The organism is Actinopolymorpha rutila (assembly GCF_013407855.1).
GTDB lineage: Bacteria > Actinomycetota > Actinomycetes > Propionibacteriales > Actinopolymorphaceae > Actinopolymorpha > Actinopolymorpha rutila.
Window position 1 is genome coordinate 3,689,496 of record NZ_JACBZH010000001.1, and the last position, 18,297, is coordinate 3,707,792.

The window sequence follows — 18,297 nt, forward strand, 5'->3', positions numbered from 1 at the left end:
CCCCATCAAGGGATCAGTGCCGCGCTAGGAGGGTTCTGCCTAGCGATTCTTCAGGCGTACGAGAACGAAGACCGCCGCCGCGAACACCAGCCCCATGACGAGCATGAAGCAGGTGATCACGAACTGTGCCGTGCCGGGCTCGACGATCAGCAGCAACAGCCCGGAGAAGACGACGACGAACGCCGCCACCCGGAATGCCATCAGTCCGGCGCCGGGGTTGATCATGCCGCCGGGGCCCCACTGGCCGGGGCGCCGTCGGAGTTCGATGCCCTGGCCGCGGTGCGGGCCGCACGCTTGCGCCGGGCGAGGTCGGGGTCGGCCTCGGGAACGGCTTCCAGCAGCGCCTTGGTGTAGTTGTCCTGCGGGTCGTCGATGACCCGCAGGGTCGGGCCGTACTCGACGATCTTCCCCTCGTGCATCACCGCGATGTCGCCTTCGGCGCCGAAGTACTTCGCCATCGCCAGGTCGTGGGTGATGAACAGGAAGCCGACGCCGAGTTCGGTACGCAGCTTCGTGAGCATGCGGAGCAACTCGATCCGGATCGACACGTCGAGCATCGAGGTCGCCTCGTCCGCGATGATCAACCGCGGCTCGAGGGTCAGCGCCCGGGCGACCGCCACCCGCTGGCGCTGCCCACCCGACATCTGGTGGGGAAACTTCGGCATGAACGTCTCGGGCGGGTTGAGGCCCACCTGGGCGAGGAGTTCGGCTACCCGCTCCCGCGCCTGGGACCGGTTCTTCACCAGACCGTGCCGGCGAAGCGGCGCCGACAGGGTGGTGAAGACGTCCTGGATCGGGTTCAGTGAGGCGTACGGGTCCTGGTGGACGTACTGCACCGCGCGCCGGAACCGCTTGAACCTGCTCTTGTCCGGGCGCCTGCTCCCGAGGATGTCCTCGCCCTCGAACCGCACCACGCCGTCGGAGGGACGCAGCAGCCCGGAGGCGATCTTCGCCGTGGTGCTCTTGCCCGAGCCGCTCTGCCCGACCAGGCAGAGCACCTCGCCCACCCCGAGCCGCAGGGTCACGTCGTCGACGGCCCGCACCTCTCCGCGCCGGGTGCTGAACACCTGCGTGATGCCGTCGAGTTCCAGCAGCGGGCCGGACGTCGCGCCGTCAGCCATTGGTCGGCACCTCCTTGCGTTCCTCGGTCACCGTGGGCACGGCGTTGATCAGGCTCTTGGTGTACTCGTGCTGCGGGCGGTAGAAGATGTCGCGGACGTCGGCCATCTCGACGATCTTGCCGTCGTACATCGTGGCCACCCGGGTGGCCAGCTCGGCGGCCACCGCAAGGTCGTGCGAGACGAAGATCATCGCGAAGTCCAGCCGCTCGTGCAGCTCGTGGATCAGGTCGACGATCGCCCGCTGGGTGAGGATGTCCAGCGCCGTGGTCGGCTCGTCCAGGATGAGCATCTGCGGACGCAGCAGCATCGCCATCGCGATCAGCACGCGCTGGCGCATGCCGCCGGACAGCTCGTGCGGGTAGGACTTCAGCACCCGGTCGGGGTCGAGGTCGACGTCGCGAAGGACCTGCGCGGAGCGCTCGTACGCCGTCCGCTTCGACATCGACCGGTCGTGCGCCCGAACGGTGTCGTACATCTGGTCCCAGACCTTCAGCACCGGGTTGAAGGAGTTCATCGCGCCCTGGAACACCATGGCGGCCTCGGACCACCGGAACTTCCGCAACTGCTGGTTGTCGAGCTTGAGCAGGTCGACCTTCGAGCCGTCCCGGCGCCGGTAGGTCACCGACCCCGACGGGATCGAGCCCAGCTTCGGCAGCAGCCGCAGCAGGCCCAGGCCCAGCGTGGTCTTCCCACAGCCGCTCTCCCCGATCAGCGCGATGCTCTCGCCCGGAAAGAGGTCGAAACTCACGCCGTCCACGGCACGGTGGGCCGGGTCGTGCACGCCCTGACCCGTCTTGTACTCGACCACGAGGTCGCGCACCGACAGGACCGGCTCGCCCGAGGTGTTCTGGGTCGTGTTCGGGGTCGAACCCTCGACTACGCCTTCTCCCACAGCGTCCTCCTAGTTGTGCCGCAGTCGGGGGTTCAGGATTTCCTCGAACGACCTCGCCATCGTCACGAGCGAGAGCTGGAGGATGCAGATCGACAGCACCGGACCGAGGATGTAGCCGAGGCTGCCGTCGAAGAAGATGGCGCCGCGGGTCCAGGCGAAGTTGATCATGATGCCCCAGTTGTCGCCCTGCATGGGCGCCAGGCCGAGGAGGTAAAGACCTGCCATCGCGTAGATGGCGTTGGTCATGCCGATGACGAAGTTCATCAGGATGAAGCTCGCCATGTTGGGCAGGATCTCCCGGATCACGATCCGGCCGGTGCCGAGGTCGAGCAGCTTCGCCGCCTCGATGTACTCCCGCTGCTTGAGCGAGAACACCTGGGCGCGCACGGCACGCAGCAGACCGGGCCAGCCGAGAACGCCGAGGATGACGGCCAGCGTGATCGAGTCGCCCACGCGGTAGAACGCCGCCAGCACCGCGAGCAGGATGATGCTCGGCACCGTCAGCACGATGTCGGTGGCCGTCACGATGACCGAGTCGACCCGCCCGCCGAGGTAGGCGGCCAGCGCGCCGAAGATCACCGCGATCACGGTGGAGATCAGCGCGGCGAGGAAGCCCACCAGGATGACCGCCCGGCCGCCGTCGATGACCTGGATCAACACGTCCCGGCCCTCGGAGTCGAAGCCGAACGGGTGGGTCCAGCTCGCCGGGCCGTAGATGAGGTTGGTGTTGGTCGGCAGGTCGTTCGGCGTGAACAACGGGCCGATCAGGCACACGAGGACCATCAGGGTGAAGACGCAGAAGCCGAGGAAGCCGGTCTTGCTGCGCATCAACTGGCGTACGAAGCTGCGGAACGCGCCCATGCCCTGCTCGTCAGGCGCCGGGGCCTGGGCCGGCTGCATCGTGCCGGCGTCGACGATCTGGGTCACGGTCAGCCCTCCTTGCTGGTGATGCGGATCCGCGGGTCGACCCTGCTGTAGAGCAGGTCGGCCACGAGGTTGGCCAGCACCACGGAGATGGTGACGATCAGCAGGATGCCTTGCAGGACGGGGTAGTCACGACGCTGGACCGCCTCGTAGAGCAGGAATCCGATGCCCTGGTACTGCGTCACCTGCTCGACCAGGATCGAGCCGCCGACGACGAAGCCGAGGGAGAGGACGAAGCTGGTGAACAGCGGCAACATGGCGTTGCGGCCGACGTACTGCACCTGGATCCGGCGGTCGGTGAGCCCCCGTGCTCGGGCGACCGTCACGTAGTCCTCGCCGAGGGTCTCCACCGTCGACGACTTCATCACCAGCATCCAGCCGCCGAGCGACGTGAGCACGTAGACGAACATCGGCAGCGCCGCGTGGTAGAAGGCGTCGGAGAGGAAGTACAGGCTGAACTCCGGGTGCACGCCCGGCGAGTAGGCGCCGCGCATGTTCGCGATCGGCAGCCACTCCAGCTGGACGCCGAAGAAGACGATGATCATCATCGCCAGCAGGAAGTTCGGGATGGAGTGCGTCACCGAGGCGACCAGGGTCATCGCGTGGTCGAAGATGCCGCCGCGGCGGTAGGCCATCGCCATGCCGATGCCGATGCCGAGCACGAAGCTGATGATCAGCGCGATGCCCACGCTGAACAACGTCCACGGCAGGTAGGCGCCGATCTGGGAGGTCACCGAGGAACCCGGCGAGAGCAGCGAGGTGCCCAGGTCACCCTGGACCAGGCCGCCCAGGTAGTGGAGGTACTGCATGAACTTCGACTCGTTCGGGTCGAAGGAGAACAGGCCGGCCGCGGCGTTGGCGGCCTCCTGGTAGCTCATGCCGTACTGCGCGATCTGCTGGTTGATGTAGACGTCCACCGGGTTGCCCGGCAGTAGTCGAACCAGGAAGAAGATGGCGGTCGCAACCACGTAGATCGTCAGGAACGCCTTGACGACCCGGCCCACGATGTACTTCGTCGTGGACGATGTCCGGCCGGCCGGTTTCGAGCCCTTCTCCGGCTCGTCCGTGTCCAGGCTTTCGGTCGCAGCCACCTTCACCTCCCGGCTTCTCCCCATCACCGGTACGACCGGCGGCTTCCGCACACAAAGCGCGGTCGATCCGACACTGTCGACACAGGGATGCGTGATTTCACATAGTGCTCCCGGCGCGGATTCGCGCCGGGAACTTTGGCTGACCCGGAACGTATACCTTCACCCGGGCGGAACGGAACCACATCAGGCAAGTTGTAACCCGATTTTGTTGCGGAAATCTGCACACTCCCGCCTATGTCCACCCGGTTTCGCGCATCCGCCCGCACCTTATGTCCGTTTTCATGGTGATTTCGAAGGGTGTCGCGGCGATCTTGGCGGCGCCGCGCGCCGGATGGCTCCCCGGCGTTCACGCACCGCCGGTTGTGTACGAATGGCAAAGGGCGGCAGGCGGGTGTCGTCCCAGCCTTTGCGGTCAACGCTCACAGCCCGGTTTTCGGTCGACTCCGGAAAGCGTTCGGACAATTACTACGAGCAATCAGAGCACGACTTTGTTGCCCATCAATGTGATATTTACCGCAATCGTTCTTTCGACGTACGGGGAACGGGCCGAGAAGGCCGACGAGCCGTGGTTCGGGATCGAGCGGCCGATTACTCAGGGGCCGGCCGAGCTAGGAGTCGCCCGGGACGCGCCCCGGGCCGACCGCCACCACCGGGCTGCCCACGACGTCAGCCCCGTGGGTCACCACCAGCGACCGGAGCTCGTCGAAGACGGCCGGGGAGGCGGCGATCGCCAGCCGCCGGCTCGCGGCCTCCCCCGGCAGACCGCCGACCCGGGCACCGGCCTCCCCGGCCACCAGCAGGCCGGCCGACCAGTCCCACGGATGCAGCCCGGTCTCGTAGTAGGCGTCGAGCCGGCCGCAGGCAACAGAGCACAGGTCCAGCGCCGCCGACCCGATCCGGCGCACGTCGCGCACACGGGGCAGGACGTGCCGCAGCAGCTCGGCCTGCCGGGCGCGCAGGCCCGAGTCGTACCAGAAGCCGGTGCCGACCAGCGCACGGTCGAGTTCGTGCACCGAGCCGGCCCGCACCGGGTCGTCGTTCAGCCAGGCACCGGCGCCCCGCACCGCCGTCCACAACTCCCCCGCCGGCGGACAGAACACGGCGCCGGCCACCACCTCGCCGGCCACCTCCGCGGCGATGCTGACGGCGTACGCCGGCAGGTCGTACAGGTAGTTGACGGTGCCGTCGAGCGGGTCGACCAGCCACCTGACGCCTGATCCGCCGGGGACACTGCCGCCCTCCTCGCCGAGGATGGTGTCGTCCGGGCGCGCGGCGCGGAGCCGGTCGCGGATCAGCGCCTCCGACGCCGTGTCCATCGCGGTGACGATGTCCGTCGGCGTCGACTTGGTGTGCGCGACGCTCACCTCGTCGGTCAGCCGCCGCGCGTGAAGCAGCTCACCCGCCTCACGCGCGGTCCGTGCGGCCAGGTCGAGCAGCGCCGCCGGATCGGCGCTCACACCAGCTCCGGGCGTTCCCAGCCCGCGCCCTCGACGTGCCAGGAGAGGAACGCGAACACCGTGGAGTACCAGACCTTCGCGTGGTGCGGGGAGAGCACCCAGTGGTTCTCGTCGGGGAAGTAGAGGAACCGGTGCGGCAGCTCGGCCGAGTCACCGTCGTGCAGGCGGTTGAGCTCCCACCACAGCCGCAGCCCCTCCCCGATCGGCACGCGGTAGTCGCGGTCGCCGTGGATCACCAGCATCGGCGTGCTGATCTGCTCGGCGGACAGGTGCGGGGAGTTGGCGAGGGCACGCTCCGGAGTGAGTTCGCGGAACCAGTAGGACGCGACGTCCGTCGTCGGGCCGAACTGGTCCAACGCCCACAGGCTGGCGTGCGTCACGATCGCCTTGAACCGGTCGGTGTGCCCGGCCACCCAGTTGGCCATGTAGCCACCGAACGAGCCACCCATCGCCGCCGTGCGGTCGGCGTCGATCTCGGGCACCTCGAGGGCGGCGTCGGTCACCGCCATCAGATCGGTGAACGGCTCGGCACCCCAACGGCCCCAGCCCCGGTCGACGAACTCCTGGCCGTAGCCGGTGGACAGCGCCGGGTCGGGCAACAGGACGGCGTAACCGCGGGCAGCCATCAGCCAGGGGTTCCACCGCCAGCTCCAGGTGTTCCACGACGACAGCGGACCGCCGTGGATCCACAGCAGCAGCGGCGCCGGTTGCTCCGCGGACGCGCCGTCGGGGAGCACCAGCCAGGCCCGCAGGTCCGAGCCGTCCTCGGCGGTCGCGGTCACCTCGGTGAGCCGCCCCGGCAGCGCGGGTGTCGCCTCCGGGCCACGCAGTCGCTCCGCCTCCTGGTCGACGGCGTCCACCGCGAGCCGGACGATCGACGGCGGTGCGTCCACGGCGTTGCGCAGCGCGTAGAGGAACCGGCCGTCGGGCGACGGCTCCAGCCCGGCGTAGGCGCCGGTCGCGGTGAGCCGGCGCACGCAGCCGGTGGCGACGTCGACGGCGAAGACCGGACAGTGGCCGCGTTCGTCCGCGGTGAAGTAGATGGTGTGCCCGTCCGGGGACCAGCGGGGCTCGTGCGGCCACAGGTCGAGCTCGGGAGTGAGGTCGCGCTGCTCGCCGCCGTTCGTCGGAACCAGCCACAACGTGACGTCGGGCGCGGCCTCGGTGGAGCTGCGGCGCTCGCGCGAACACACCACCCAGCGGCCGTCCGGTGAGATCCGGGGCGCCTCGTGGTCGTGGTCTGCGTCGGTGGCCAGCACCCGGCGCTCGCCGGTCGCGGTGTCGAACGCCACCAGGTCGACGCGGTGGTCGCCCTGGCGGGTCGCGACCTTCCACGTGCTGACGACGGTGTGCCCGTCCGCGCTGACGTCGGCCGCACCCTCGTCGAGTGCCCGGCCGGGCTCGGGGCTGAGGTCGCGGGGCCGCGGGTGACCCTCGTCGACGTCGAACGCGTCGGCGGCGTACAGGCGGAGCTCGTCCGGGCCGAGGTCGTGATCCCAGTAACGGACGGGGTAGCTCTCGTGCAGGATCGCCGACACCGACGCGTCGGCGCGGGCCTTGCGGCGCTCGCGGTCGTCGTCGGCGGACTTGGTGCCGGGAAGCGTGGGCGCGGTGAACACGAGCGTGCCCGCGTCACGCGCCACCATGACTCCGCCGACGCCCCCCGGCCGGGACACCACCCGGCGTGCCTCGCCGCCGCCGGCGGGCAGCACCCACAGGGCGGGCTTTTCGGCGTCGTTCGCAGCGTCACCGTCACCGGCGGACGCCTCCGCCGGGTCGGTGCCGTCGGTGCCGGCGGACTCCTCGTCGTCGGAACGCGTGGACTCCGGCGGCTCCGGCCACTCCTCGTGGGGGCGCTTGGCCACGAACAGCAGCGAGCCGTCGGGCAGGAACGCCGCGCCGCCCTCGCCGGTGGTGCCGCGGGTGAGCCGCCGCGCCGGCCGGTCACCTGACGGATCGACCTGCCACAGCGACGTGACGTACTTCTTGCGGTCGGGTGAGAGCTGCTGGGCGGCGGCCACCAGCCGGCTGCCGTCGGGCGCCAGCCACAGACCGGCGAGCCGGCGCAACGCTACGTAGTGGTCGAGATCGTGGAAGGGGGTCGCCGTCTCCGCAGTCATGTGGATCAGCCTAGAGGTGGGCACCCACACAGGGCGACGATGATCTTCGGCCGAGCGGGACCCACTCCGGCCAGGGCGCCGGCCGGGCGGCCGGATCGGCGGCCCCGGATCGGCGTCTCGGGGTCGGCGGCTCAGTCGGCGCCGCAGGCAGCCGGACGGTCGCCCCGCAGGTTGCGGCAGCACCCGGCCGGGCAGTTGGCCCAGGTGGGCCCCAGGGAGCCGGTCAGCACGGGGTCCTTGTCGCGTTCGTCCCCGACGTCACCGTCGTCACCGTCGGTCCCGTCCTCGGCGGCGACCCGCTCCCGGACGAGATCGCCGACCATGCGGACGAACCTCGGGTCGACACCGGGCGTGGCCACCCGGGTGAAGGCCAGCCCGAGCCGTCCGGCGGTGGCCCGGGCCTCGGTGTCCAGGTCGTACAGCACTTCCATGTGGTCGGAGACGAAGCCGATCGGCACCACCGCTACACCCGGCACGCCCTGGTCGGCCAGCGCCGCGAGGTGGTCGTTGACGTCCGGCTCCAGCCACGGCTGGCTCGGCGGACCGGACCGGCTGCAGTAGACGAGATCCCAGCCGGCCTCCCGGCCGGTCCGGCCGGCCACCTCGGTGGCCACGGTGGTCGCGACGTCCCGGTGCTCGGCGACGTAACGGCCGCCCTCGGGTCCGCTGGCGGCGTTCATCGCCTCGGGGACCGAGTGGGTGACGAAGACGATCCGCGACCCTGCGGGGAGGTGCTCCAGTGCGTCGGCCGTCCCGTCCACGAACGGAGCGACGAAACCGGGACGGTTGAAGTAGTGCGGCAGCCGGACGAGTTCCGGGGCGCCCTCGCCCACCTCGGCCAGTGCGTCGGCGAGGTTCTCGCGGTACTGCCGGCACCCGGAGTAGGACGCGTACGCACTGGTGAACAGGCAGGCCGCCCGCCGAACCCCGGCCGCGCGCATCCGTGCCAGCGTGTCGGACAGGTAGGGGTCCCAGTTGCGGTTTCCCCAGTAGACCGGGAGGTTCGGGCCGTCGGTCCGCAGGTCCTCCTCCATCGCGGCCTTCAGTGCCCGGCACTGGTCGTTGATCGGGCTGCGGCCGCCGAACAGGAAGTAGTGCTGGCCCACCTCGGCGAGCCGTTCGCGAGGAATGCCCCGCCCGCGGGTGACGTTCTCGAGGAATGGCACCACGTCGTCCGCTTTCTCCGGTCCGCCGAACGAGACCAGCAGGACGGCATCGATCGGGACGGCTCGCATGGTCCCGATATTCGCAGGTGCCCTGTCGGTGCTGCTCGTTAGGGTGAGCGCAGCGGTCGCCCGGATTCGTCGCCGCACAGCGCGCAGCACGAGAGGCACCGCACCACCACGTCCCGACCGATCAACCGTGAGCCGCCCTGCCATGTTCAGCCCCTACCGCACGATCCTCGGCCATCCCGGGAGCCTGGCCTTCTCCCTCACCGGCTGGTTCGCCCGACTTCCGTTGTCGATGGTCGGACTCGGCCTGGTCCTGCTCGTGTCGGCCACCACCGGCTCCTACGGCCTGGCCGGCACGATCTCCGCGTCCTACGTCATCGCGGCGGCGGTGCTCGCCCCGGTGCAGGCCCGCCTGGTCGACCGCCACGGGCAGCACCTCGTCCTTCCGCTGATCGCGGCGCTCAACGCGGTCGCGCTGGGCGGCCTGATCGTCGCCGTCCGGGCCGGCGTGCCGACCCCGCTGCCCCAGGCGCTGGCGGCCGTCGCCGGAGCGTCCGGTCCGCTGGTCGGTTCCTACGTCCGTGCCCGGTGGACCCACCTGCTCGAGGGCAGGCCGGAGTTGCACACGGCGTTCGCGCTGGAGGCACTGCTGGACGAGGTCGTGTTCATGGTCGGCCCGCCGCTGGTGACCCTGCTGGCCACCACAGTGAGCCCGGTCGCGGGACTGGTGACGGCCATCATCGCGGGCGTGGTCGGCGCCAGCCTGCTGGCCGCACAGCGGCGTACGCAGCCACCGGTCCACCGTCCCGGCAACGGGCAGCAGGTGAAGCCACCGCTCGGCTGGCCGGTGCTCGGCCCGGTCGTGGTGGCGTGCGCGGGCCTCGGGGCGCTGTTCGGCAGCGCCGAGGTCGTGGTCGTCGCGGTCGCCTCCGACGCGGGTCACCGATCCGCGTCCGGTCTGCTGCTGGCCGGCTGGGCCACCGGGAGCATGCTGTCGGCCCTGGCACTGGGCGCGATGCGGCTGCGGATGCCGCCGATGAAGCGGTTCCGGCTCGGTGCCGCGGCAATCGCCGCGACGATGCTGCCGCTGCCTTTCATCGGTCACCTCGGCGTGCTCGGCGTCGTCCTCTTCCTTGCCGGGTTCGCGATCTCGCCCACGCTGGTGTCGAGCATGGCGGTGGTGCAGCGCACGGTTCCGCCGGCCCGGCTCAACGAGGGCATGGCCTGGACCACCACCGGGATGGCCGCGGGTGTGGCGGCCGGCGCCGCCGTCGCCGGTCAGGTCGTCGACGCGGCGGGTGGCCGCGCGGGCTTCTACGTCCCCCTCACCGCCGGCGTCGTCACCGTGCTCGTCGCGTTCGCCGCCAGGCCACCGCGGCGACGCGCGCCCGCCGGTGTCGCCGAGCCGGTCGAGCTGACCACGACCTGATCTCGACCTGCTATCGGCCGCACCGTCGGCGGACCCCTCTGCGCGACCGCGGACCGACACTGACGCGCTAGGGTCTTGACGAAGGCGTACTCCCCCGGGACCACGGATCAGTCGAACCGCCTCGGGTGTCTCCGGCGCGGTGCCTGGCATCGTCCTCCCGGTACGCGAGAGACTGAGCAGGCTCGACATGTGGGGAGGCACACTGTGCGCGACGTCAGGCTGGTACACCTCAGCGACGACGGCACCCATCTGCTCCTGACTCACGAGGGCTCGGGGGAGGAGTTCGCGCTCAAAATCGACGACCGCCTCCGCGGAGCCGTGGTCAGCGACCGGGCGCGACAGGGATCGGCGCCGCTGGAGAAGCAGAGCCGGCTGCGGCCCAAGGAGATCCAGGCCCGGCTGCGTGCCGGGGAGTCGTCGGAGGCCGTCGCCGCGGCCGCCGAGGTGCCGATCGAGCGGATCCTGCGCTACGCCGGACCCGTGCTGGCCGAACGCGAGTACACCGCCGGACAGGCCCGCCGCTGTGCCCTTCGCCGTAACGGCCGCGAGGGCCCGGCGCAGATCCTCGACGAGGCGGTCGGCAGCCGGCTGGACTCGCTTGGCGTCGGCCGCGACCACGCGACGTGGGACGCCTGGCGCACCCCCGAGGGGCGCTGGGCGGTCACGGTCACCTTCACGTTCGAGGGTGAAGAGCACCGCGCGATGTTCAGCTACGACCCGCTCGGCCGGGTCGTCGTCACCTCCGACGCCAAGGCCCGTGACCTGGTCGGTGAGGCGCCGATGGACAGCATCGTCCCTCCGCCCGCCGCGCCGGCCGCACCCGAGCACGTCGTCGAGCCGCAGTCGCGCGAGGCGCACCGGCTCCGGCTCGCTCCGCCGCCGGCCGACGCCGCGCCGGACACCGAGGACACCATCGACCTCTCGCACAGCATCGGCCGCCAGCTCGCCACCGGGCAGGGCCCGCGTGCGGTGCCGGCGCCGAGCGGTCCGGCAGGCCGGTCGAGCACGCACGGCGCCACGAGCGCGAACGAACCCGACGAGCTCGCCCCCGACGAGGTTCCCGACCTGGACGAGGCGCCGGACACCGAGCAGGCGGCCACGCCCGCGTCCGCACCGGCCGACGAGCTTCCGCGGCCCTCGGCACCGGCCGCCGCGGACGAGAAGGCCCGCGGCTCTGAACCCGAGGTGGCCACCGAAGGTGAGGCCACCGTCGGCGAGAAGGAGCAGCCCGCACCCGAGCAGCCCCCCGCGGCGGAGGCGGAGAGCCAGCAGCCCGCCCGTCGGCGGGCGGCGGAGGCCCGGCGTCGCCGGGCACGGGCTGCCGGCGGCAAGGGCAAGGGGCGCAGCGCGGTGCCGAGCTGGGACGACATCCTGTTCGGCGGCGGACGCGGTTCGGAGTAGCCCTCCAGTCCTCCCCCGGGACGTCTACTTCGTCCTGAGCAGGCACCGTTCGTCCCTACCCGGGCTGGACACTGTGTCCGGATGCTGGACGCCATGTTCGGCCTGCCCGGAAGGCTGGCAGACTTCGGCCATGCGTTCTGGCGTCCTGCACCGCTGTTGTTGTTGCTGCTGACCTCATCCGGTCCCGCGGCCTGCCGCCGCAGCATCAACCAGCACCTTCGAGGACGCCCGCGATGGACTTCGCTGCCTGGACTCGCACACTTTTCGACCGCGGCCTGCGCGTCGTGCCGCCGAGCCACCCCGCCCCGGTGCGGCTGTGGGCCCTGCTGCCGGCCGGCGGGCTGCTGCACTTCCGCTGCCACGGCACGACCGTGGATCTCGAGCGGTACGCCGAAGGTGACTTCCTCTTCGCCGCCCCGGCGGGCCGCTGCGACTGCGGCTGCGGCCAGCACCTGCCCGCTCCGCAGGCGCCACCCCGGCTGGTGCTGCGTACGGGCGCGCGACCTGTCGACGGCGTGCGCCACGACGGGGCGGGCGAGCGCGGCTGGCGCGGCTACGAGGCCGGGCTGCTGTCCGTGGACGCGGCCGCCGAGGTGTTCGAACGGCTGCTCGCCGAACTCACCCCTGGTGCCGGCGCGGCCGCCGGCCCACCGGCGGGACGGGGGTCAGCCCCGGTCCGGGCCGGTGGACACCGGGCGCCGGCCGTCGGACACCCAGTCTGACCAGGAGCCGACGTACAACCCGGCGCGTACGCCGGCCAGCTCCAGCGCGAGCACCTGCTGCGCCGCACTCACCCCGGAACCGCAGTAGGTGCCCACGTCGGATCCGCCGTCAGCCTCGTCGATCCCCAGGGCCGCGAACCGCTCGCGTAGCCGGGAGGGGTGCAGGAACAGTCCGTCAGCGTCGAGGTTCGCCGCGGTGGGAGCGCTGAGCGCACCGGGGATGTGCCCGCCCACCGGGTCGACGGGTTCGGTCTCGCCGCGGTAGCGCTCCCCCGCCCGGGCGTCGAGGAGCAGGCCGGATCGGGCGAGCATGGCCGCCTCGTCCACGTCGAGTACCGGCATGCCACCCGGCCGGGCGACGAAGTCGCCTGCGGTCTCGACCAGCGCCGGCTCCCCCGGCTCCCCCGGCTCGACCGGTTGCCCGGCCGCCACCCATGCGGCGAACCCGCCGTCGAGCACCCGGACCGAGCGATGCCCGAAGTACCGAAGGCACCACCAGGCGCGCGCGGCACCGAAGCCGTCGGGTGCGCCGTAGACCACCACGTCGGAGTCGGTGCGTAGGCCGAGGTCACGCATCGCCGCGGCGAACACCTCCGGGGCGGGCAGCGGGTGCCGCCCACCGCCGGCCGGGTCGGCGGGACCGGACAGCACGGTGTCGAAGTCGACGTACCGCGCACCGGGCACGTGCCCGGTCTGGTAGACCTCCCGGGCCGGTGGGCCGGCAAGCGTCCACCGGACATCGAGGACGACGGGCGGGTGGCCACCGGCCAGCCAGGTGACCAGGTCCGGCACGGAGAGGATCGGGCTCATGGCAGCCAGTCTCCCAGGCGGTGGACCGGTGATCGACTGGTGTCCGGCGATCTGACAGGCTGGGCTGCCCGGCGGCCACCGAGGAGGATTCGATGCCGACGTCCGCGCTCCCCGGCCCCGCACGTGCCGGCGCCGGTGACGGTGGTGGCACCACCCAGGCCGCCGGGGCCGAGCGTTCGGCCGCGCCACGCCGGCTGCGTCCAGGTGACCGGGCAATGGTCGTGGCACCGTCCGGTCCACTGGTGCCGGAGTACCTCGACAAGGGTGTCGCCGTCCTCAGGTCCTGGGGTCTGGAGGTCGAGGTCGCCCCGCACGCCCGCGACCGGCACCCCACCCTCGACTACCTCGCCGGCGCCGACGCCGACCGGGCCGGCGACCTGACCAGCGCGTGGTGCGACCCGGACGTTGCGGCGATCTTCTGCGCCCGCGGCGGGTACGGCGCGCTCCGCCTCCTCGACCTGCTCGACTGGACCGCGATCGCCGCCGCTCCGCCGAAGGTGTTCACCGGCTCCAGCGACGTCACCGCGCTGCACCAGGTGATCGGCTCCCGGCTCGGCATCCCCACGGTGTTCGGGGCGATGATCGGTACGGCGTCCTTCGTGGACGATCCGGCGGCCCAGGAGAACCTCCGCCGGTTGCTGTTCGAGCCGGAAGCCGGCCTGGTGCTGTCCGGGCCGCTGGCGCAGACCATGGTGCCCGGCCGGGCCCGCGGGCGCACCGTGGGCGGCAACCTCAGCCTGGTCGTCTCCGGACGCGGGGTTCCCGACGTCGCCCCGCCACCGCCGGGGTCGATCGTCCTGCTCGAGGACGTCACCGAGGAGCCGTACCGCATCGACCACTTCGTGACGCACCTGCTGCGCGCCGGGTACTTCGAGGGCGTGGCCGGGATCGCGCTGGGCTCGTGGGTGGAGTGCGGCGAGCTGGAGGTCGTTCGCGCGGTGCTCGCGGACCGGCTCGCCGGCCTCGGCGTACCGATCATCTGGGATCTTGGCTTCGGGCACTGCCCGGCACAGCTGGCGGTTCCGCTGGGCGCGGAAATGGAGCTGGTCGCCGACCCCGACGCCGGGGTGGCGCAGTTGGTGCTCACCGAGGCACTGGGCTGAGGGCGTGACCGAGGAAGTGGTCCGGGACGTGACACGGTGCAGGACGAGGCGAACGTGAGCGAGGGATCGAACGTGACCGGAACCGACGAGGCGTACTCCCACACCAGCCCCGGGACTGCTGCCGGGACAGGCACCCACCGGCCGGAGGACGGGGTGGAGGACCTGTGCGCCCGGCTGATCCGGTTCGACACCACCAACCGCGGACCGGGTGACTCGGTGGGCGAACGCGAGGCCGCCGAGTACGTCGCGGGCGTGCTCACCGACGCGGGCCTCTCCCCGACCCTGCTGGAGTCCGCGCCGCGGCGGGCCAACGTCGTGGTCCGCATCCCCGGCACCGACCCGGCCGCGGAGGCGGTGCTGGTGCACGCCCACCTCGACGTCGTACCGGCCGACCCGAGCGAGTGGTCGGTGCCGCCGTTCGCCGGTGAGATCCGCGACGGCCTGGTGTGGGGCCGCGGCGCGGTCGACATGAAGGACATGTGCGCGATGGTGCTCGCGGTGCTGCGGTCCTGGTCGGCGGCCGGCCTGCGGCCGCGGCGCGACATCGTGGTGGCGTTCGTCGCCGACGAGGAGGCGCACGGCGACTACGGCGCGAGCTGGCTGGTCGACGAGCACCCGGACCTGTTCGCCGGGTGCGCGATCGGGATCAGCGAGTCCGGTGGGCACTCCTTCGACGTGGACGGCGTACGCCTGTATCCGGTGGCCGCCGCCGAGCGCGGCACCATCCATCTCCGGCTCACCGCCCGGGGGCGGGCCGGTCATGGTTCCCGGCCCAACCCCGACAACGCCGTCGTACACCTGGCACACGCGCTGGCCCGGATCGCGGCGTACGAGTGGCCGGTCCGGCTCACCCCGACCGTGCGGGCCTACCTCGAACGCACCGGCGCGGCGCTCGGCGTCGACGTCGACCTGACCGACGTGGACGCCACGATCGGCCGGCTGGGCAAGGCCGGAGCGCTGGCCACCGCGACGGTTCGCGCGACGGCGACGCCGACGATGCTGGACGCCGGCTACAAGATCAACGTCATCCCCGGCACCGCACACGCCAACCTCGACGGCCGCGCGCTTCCGGGCACCGAGCAGGAGTTCCTGGACACCATCGACGAACTCCTCGGCCCCCACGTCGAGCGGGAGACCCTCGACTACACCGAGGCGGTGTCCGCGCCGATCGACTCGCCGTGGTTCGAGGCGATGGCCGCCGCGTTGCGTACGCAGGACCCCGACGCTGTGGTGGTGCCGTACTGCATGGGCGGCGGTACCGACGCCAAGTCGTTCGCCCGGCTCGGAATCGCCGGCTACGGCTTCTCACCGCTGCGGCTGCCGGTCGACTTCCCGTTCCGGGGCCTGGCGCACGGGGTCGACGAGCGGGTGCCGGCGGACGGTCTGCGGTTCGGCGCGCGGGTGCTGGACCACTTCCTGCGTACGGTGTGAGAGCTCGTCGCCTGGTTGGTCCGGAAGACTGCTCGTCAGGCGGACGCGCCGAACGGCAGGACGTCCGGCGACGGTGATCCGGCCCCGGCGGCGTGCGCGGTGACCCGCCGGCGGTGGTGGCGCCGGCACAGCACCTCGTACCCGATCTCCAGGGTGGCGCCATCGTCGGTGTCGCCGACCACGACCTGCTCCCCCTCGGTCACCATCACCCCGCCCACCGTCCGGGCGTTGTGGGTGCCGCGGCGGCCGCACCAGCACAGGGCCTGGACCTGCAGCGACTCCACCCGGTCGGCGAGTTCGACCAGTCGCTGGCTGCCCTCGAACAGCCGGGTGCGGAAGTCGGTGAGGATGCCGAACGCGTAGACCTCGACGCTCAGCTCGTCCACGACCCGGCCGAGCTGCTCGATCTGGGCACCGGAGTAGAACTGCGCCTCGTCACAGATGAGGTAGTCGATCCGCGCGCCCGAGGTCATCTCGGCGACGACGTACCGCTGGAGGTCGAGGTGCGGGCGTACCTCCACGGCGGGCACGGTGAGTCCCAGCCGGCTGGACAGCGTAGCCGCGCCGGCGCGGTCATGGCAGGTGAACAACCGTCCCGCGAGGCCGCGTTGCCGGGCGTTGTGGTCCAGCTGCAGGGCAAGGGTCGACTTGCCGCAGTCCATGGTTCCGGTGAAGAAGACGAGATCGGCCACGGCGGGCCATCCTCGCCTATCACCCGCGCCGAGTGATCGGCGGGGGCGAGTGATCGGCTGAGTGGGTCGGCGGACGGATCAGCGGACGTACGCGGTCGGCGGGGATGGCCGCCGGGCCGGGTCAGTCGGCGACCAGCAACGGGACCAGCATCTCCTCCGCGGTGAGCGAGCCGTGCCAGCCGACCAACAGCGGCTCCATCGGGAACTCCCGCCTGCACTCCACCGCCATTTCGTCCAGCGCGGCGATCACCACGTCACCGATTCGCGGGCGGACGCGGTCCTCCACCTCGCCGAACCACCCGGCCGCGATCGCCTCGTCCCGGCCCAGCACGAGGGCCGCATCGCCGAGCCGCTCCCGCCACGTCGCCAGCACGTCGGCGGCGGCGCCCTCGTCGGTGTAGAGGTAGCGCAGCCGCGGGTCGCCGCCGACCATCCGCACACCGGCCCGAAGCTCTGGTGCGGAGTCGACGTCCACCCGGTGCTCCTTCGGCACGTCGACCATCCCGTGGTCTCCGGTGATCAGGAGTACGACGTCCGCCGGCAGCGAGGCGCGGAGCCGGGCGGCGAAGTGGTCGACCGCGGACAGCTGATGCCGCCACGCCGGAGCGTTCACGCCCGCGCGGTGGCCGGTCCAGTCCAGGTCACCCTCGTACAGGTAGACCAGGCTGCGGTCTCCGCGCCGGCTCGCCTCGACTGTTCCCGCCGTGGCCTGCCCGGCGCTGTCCGCGGGGACGAACTCCCCGCCGCGCAGCCCGGCCACCGTGATGCCCGAGCCCCGGAACGCCTTGCGGGACACGGTGGTGACGGCCACTCCGGCCTGGACGCCGCGTTCGAACGCCGTCTGGTGCGGCTGCCACACCAGCGGCTCCACCGTGGTGTCCCAGCGCAACGTGTTGAGCAGCCGGTCGGTGCCCGGGACGGCCATGGTGTAGCCGACGATGCCGTGCCGGCCCGGCGCGAGCCCGGTGCCCAGGCTCGCCAGGCTGGTGGAGGTGGTGGAGGGCACACCCACGGTCAGCGAGCGCCTGATCCGGCCCTCGCCATTGAGGAACGGCGCGTCCTCTGCGTGGCGGTGCAGGAGGTGCCAGCCCAGCCCGTCGACGAGCATGACGACGTACCTGTCCGACGGCGGCAGGCCGAGCAGGTCATGCTCGCCCTCGACTCCGAGGGCGGCGAGGGCGGACGGCACCACGTCGGACAACGCGCCGGCGCCGTAGCGCGGGAGCACCAGGTCCGCAGAAGCCGAGGGAGGCAACGGAGGCGACGGGAGCGGAGGCACGCCAGGCCGGCCGCCGCCCTCCGGCGAGGTCATCGAAACTGCGGCGGGCGCCGGGTGAGTACGGACAGCTCCTGCGCGAAGCCGAGCAGCCGGCCCACGGCGTCGCCGCCCTCCACCGCCGAGCTCACCCGCACGGTGAGATCGTCGGAGGAGAACGTGCCGGTGTAACCGTGGTCAGCGTCGCAGTTGGGGTCGGCGCAGGTGGCGGGCTCCAGGTCGAGCCGCCCCATCGCGCCCCAGCCGATGGTGAGGATCGCCTCGTGGACGGGGCCGCCCGGCTCGTACGCGGCCGGGTTGGCCACCACCCGGCTCACCACGATCGAGCTCACCCGGTCGATGGGCACCGCCTCGGTGGACGCGGTGGCGTACGGTGTCGGCAGGGTCTCGTCGGCCGGATGCTCGTCGGTGTGGCCGAGGACCAGCCGGCTCGGCGTGAGGACGAGCACCGTGATGTGCCGGCGGACCTCCTCGGAGTAGAACGTCGGCTCGTGGTGGACGAAGTAGGAGACGACCCGTTCACCGGCCAGGCAGGTCTCCAACGCGTCGGCGACGACGTCCGGGTAGTAGCCACTGCGGTCGATCGCCGCGCGCAGCCCCTGCGTCGCGCTCGCGGACTCACTCATGCGGTCATCCTTCCACGCCTGCCTCGAGGG

17 protein-coding genes are annotated in these 18,297 nt (G+C 71.7%); 5 read left to right on the forward strand and 12 right to left on the reverse strand.

Going from position 1 to position 18,297, the window contains the following annotated elements:
• Window positions 1-39: 39 nt before the first annotated feature.
• From F4554_RS16505 to F4554_RS16540, 8 genes are all read right to left on the reverse strand, one after another.
• Window positions 40-225, reverse strand: coding sequence for a hypothetical protein (locus F4554_RS16505; RefSeq protein WP_179788220.1), 186 nt, complete (start codon window positions 223-225; stop codon window positions 40-42).
• Window positions 222-1,121 carry an ABC transporter ATP-binding protein gene (locus F4554_RS16510; RefSeq protein ID WP_179788222.1) on the reverse strand — a complete coding sequence of 300 codons (900 nt, stop codon included), beginning with the start codon at window positions 1,119-1,121 and terminating at the stop codon, window positions 222-224. The genes F4554_RS16505 and F4554_RS16510 overlap by 4 nt, the downstream gene beginning before the upstream one ends.
• Entirely contained in the window at window positions 1,114-2,013 is a 900-nt protein-coding gene (locus F4554_RS16515; protein WP_179788224.1) for an ATP-binding cassette domain-containing protein, read from the reverse strand. The genes F4554_RS16510 and F4554_RS16515 overlap by 8 nt, the downstream gene beginning before the upstream one ends.
• A gap of 9 nt (window positions 2,014-2,022) precedes the next feature.
• Window positions 2,023-2,940 carry an ABC transporter permease subunit gene (locus tag F4554_RS16520; RefSeq protein WP_179788226.1) on the reverse strand — a complete coding sequence of 306 codons (918 nt, stop codon included), beginning with the start codon at window positions 2,938-2,940 and terminating at the stop codon, window positions 2,023-2,025.
• A gap of 2 nt (window positions 2,941-2,942) precedes the next feature.
• The gene (locus F4554_RS16525; protein ID WP_179788228.1) at window positions 2,943-4,028 is read right to left on the reverse strand and encodes an ABC transporter permease subunit; all 1,086 of its coding nucleotides are present in this window, start codon (window positions 4,026-4,028) and stop codon (window positions 2,943-2,945) included.
• Window positions 4,029-4,636: 608 nt separating this feature from the next.
• Entirely contained in the window at window positions 4,637-5,485 is an 849-nt protein-coding gene (locus tag F4554_RS16530) for an inositol monophosphatase family protein (protein WP_179788230.1), read from the reverse strand.
• Window positions 5,482-7,605 carry a S9 family peptidase gene (locus tag F4554_RS16535; RefSeq protein ID WP_179788232.1) on the reverse strand — a complete coding sequence of 708 codons (2,124 nt, stop codon included), beginning with the start codon at window positions 7,603-7,605 and terminating at the stop codon, window positions 5,482-5,484. Before F4554_RS16535 ends, F4554_RS16530 begins: the two co-directional genes overlap by 4 nt.
• A 131-nt stretch (window positions 7,606-7,736) precedes the next feature.
• On the reverse strand, window positions 7,737-8,840 hold the full coding sequence (locus tag F4554_RS16540; RefSeq protein ID WP_179788234.1) for a ferrochelatase: 1,104 nt from the start codon (window positions 8,838-8,840) through the stop codon (window positions 7,737-7,739).
• A gap of 127 nt (window positions 8,841-8,967) precedes the next feature.
• Between F4554_RS16540 and F4554_RS16545 the strand changes: the two genes are divergently transcribed.
• From F4554_RS16545 to F4554_RS16555, 3 genes are all read left to right on the forward strand, one after another.
• On the forward strand, window positions 8,968-10,206 hold the full coding sequence (locus F4554_RS16545; RefSeq protein ID WP_337796074.1) for an MFS transporter: 1,239 nt from the start codon (window positions 8,968-8,970) through the stop codon (window positions 10,204-10,206).
• A gap of 204 nt (window positions 10,207-10,410) precedes the next feature.
• On the forward strand, window positions 10,411-11,607 hold the full coding sequence (sepH, locus tag F4554_RS16550) for a septation protein SepH (protein ID WP_179788236.1): 1,197 nt from the start codon (window positions 10,411-10,413) through the stop codon (window positions 11,605-11,607).
• Between the two features lie 233 nt (window positions 11,608-11,840).
• Entirely contained in the window at window positions 11,841-12,329 is a 489-nt protein-coding gene (locus tag F4554_RS16555) for a hypothetical protein (RefSeq protein WP_179788238.1), read from the forward strand.
• Here the strand turns inward: F4554_RS16555 and F4554_RS16560 are convergent.
• Complete coding sequence (locus F4554_RS16560) at window positions 12,273-13,139, reverse strand: sulfurtransferase (protein WP_179788240.1); 867 nt, start codon at window positions 13,137-13,139, stop codon at window positions 12,273-12,275. The two genes, F4554_RS16555 and F4554_RS16560, sit on opposite strands and share 57 nt — an antisense overlap.
• A gap of 92 nt (window positions 13,140-13,231) precedes the next feature.
• Here F4554_RS16560 and F4554_RS16565 point away from each other — a divergent pair, with 92 nt between their 5' ends.
• Both F4554_RS16565 and F4554_RS16570 read left to right on the forward strand, forming a co-directional pair.
• Window positions 13,232-14,242, forward strand: a complete 1,011-nt coding sequence (locus F4554_RS16565; RefSeq protein WP_179788242.1) for a S66 peptidase family protein — start codon at window positions 13,232-13,234, stop codon at window positions 14,240-14,242.
• Window positions 14,243-14,296: 54 nt separating this feature from the next.
• Window positions 14,297-15,673 (forward strand): M20/M25/M40 family metallo-hydrolase, encoded by a 1,377-nt coding sequence (locus F4554_RS16570; RefSeq protein ID WP_337796075.1) that lies wholly within the window; start codon window positions 14,297-14,299, stop codon window positions 15,671-15,673.
• 35 nt (window positions 15,674-15,708) lie between these two features.
• Here F4554_RS16570 and F4554_RS16575 read toward each other — a convergent pair whose 3' ends face one another.
• From F4554_RS16575 to F4554_RS16585, 3 genes are all read right to left on the reverse strand, one after another.
• Complete coding sequence (locus F4554_RS16575; RefSeq protein WP_179788245.1) at window positions 15,709-16,365, reverse strand: thymidine kinase; 657 nt, start codon at window positions 16,363-16,365, stop codon at window positions 15,709-15,711.
• A gap of 121 nt (window positions 16,366-16,486) precedes the next feature.
• Window positions 16,487-17,620, reverse strand: a complete 1,134-nt coding sequence (locus F4554_RS16580) for an alkaline phosphatase family protein (protein WP_238341319.1) — start codon at window positions 17,618-17,620, stop codon at window positions 16,487-16,489.
• 53 nt (window positions 17,621-17,673) lie between these two features.
• Window positions 17,674-18,267: a DUF5998 family protein gene (locus F4554_RS16585; RefSeq protein WP_179788249.1), complete on the reverse strand. Its 594-nt coding sequence runs from the start codon at window positions 18,265-18,267 to the stop codon at window positions 17,674-17,676.
• Between the last annotated feature and the right edge of the window lie 30 nt (window positions 18,268-18,297).

What these genes read in the sequence shown, in the direction of transcription:
- F4554_RS16505 (WP_179788220.1), bottom strand. Translation starts at nt 225, where the DNA reads ATGATCAACCCCGGCGCCGGACTGATGGCATTCCGGGTGGCGGCGTTC.
- F4554_RS16510 (WP_179788222.1), bottom strand. Translation starts at nt 1,121, where the DNA reads ATGGCTGACGGCGCGACGTCCGGCCCGCTGCTGGAACTCGACGGCATC.
- F4554_RS16535 (WP_179788232.1), bottom strand. Translation starts at nt 7,605, where the DNA reads ATGACTGCGGAGACGGCGACCCCCTTCCACGATCTCGACCACTACGTA.
- F4554_RS16540 (WP_179788234.1), bottom strand. Translation starts at nt 8,840, where the DNA reads ATGCGAGCCGTCCCGATCGATGCCGTCCTGCTGGTCTCGTTCGGCGGA.
- F4554_RS16555 (WP_179788238.1), top strand. Translation starts at nt 11,841, where the DNA reads ATGGACTTCGCTGCCTGGACTCGCACACTTTTCGACCGCGGCCTGCGC.
- F4554_RS16560 (WP_179788240.1), bottom strand. Translation starts at nt 13,139, where the DNA reads ATGAGCCCGATCCTCTCCGTGCCGGACCTGGTCACCTGGCTGGCCGGT.
- F4554_RS16565 (WP_179788242.1), top strand. Translation starts at nt 13,232, where the DNA reads ATGCCGACGTCCGCGCTCCCCGGCCCCGCACGTGCCGGCGCCGGTGAC.
- F4554_RS16585 (WP_179788249.1), bottom strand. Translation starts at nt 18,267, where the DNA reads ATGAGTGAGTCCGCGAGCGCGACGCAGGGGCTGCGCGCGGCGATCGAC.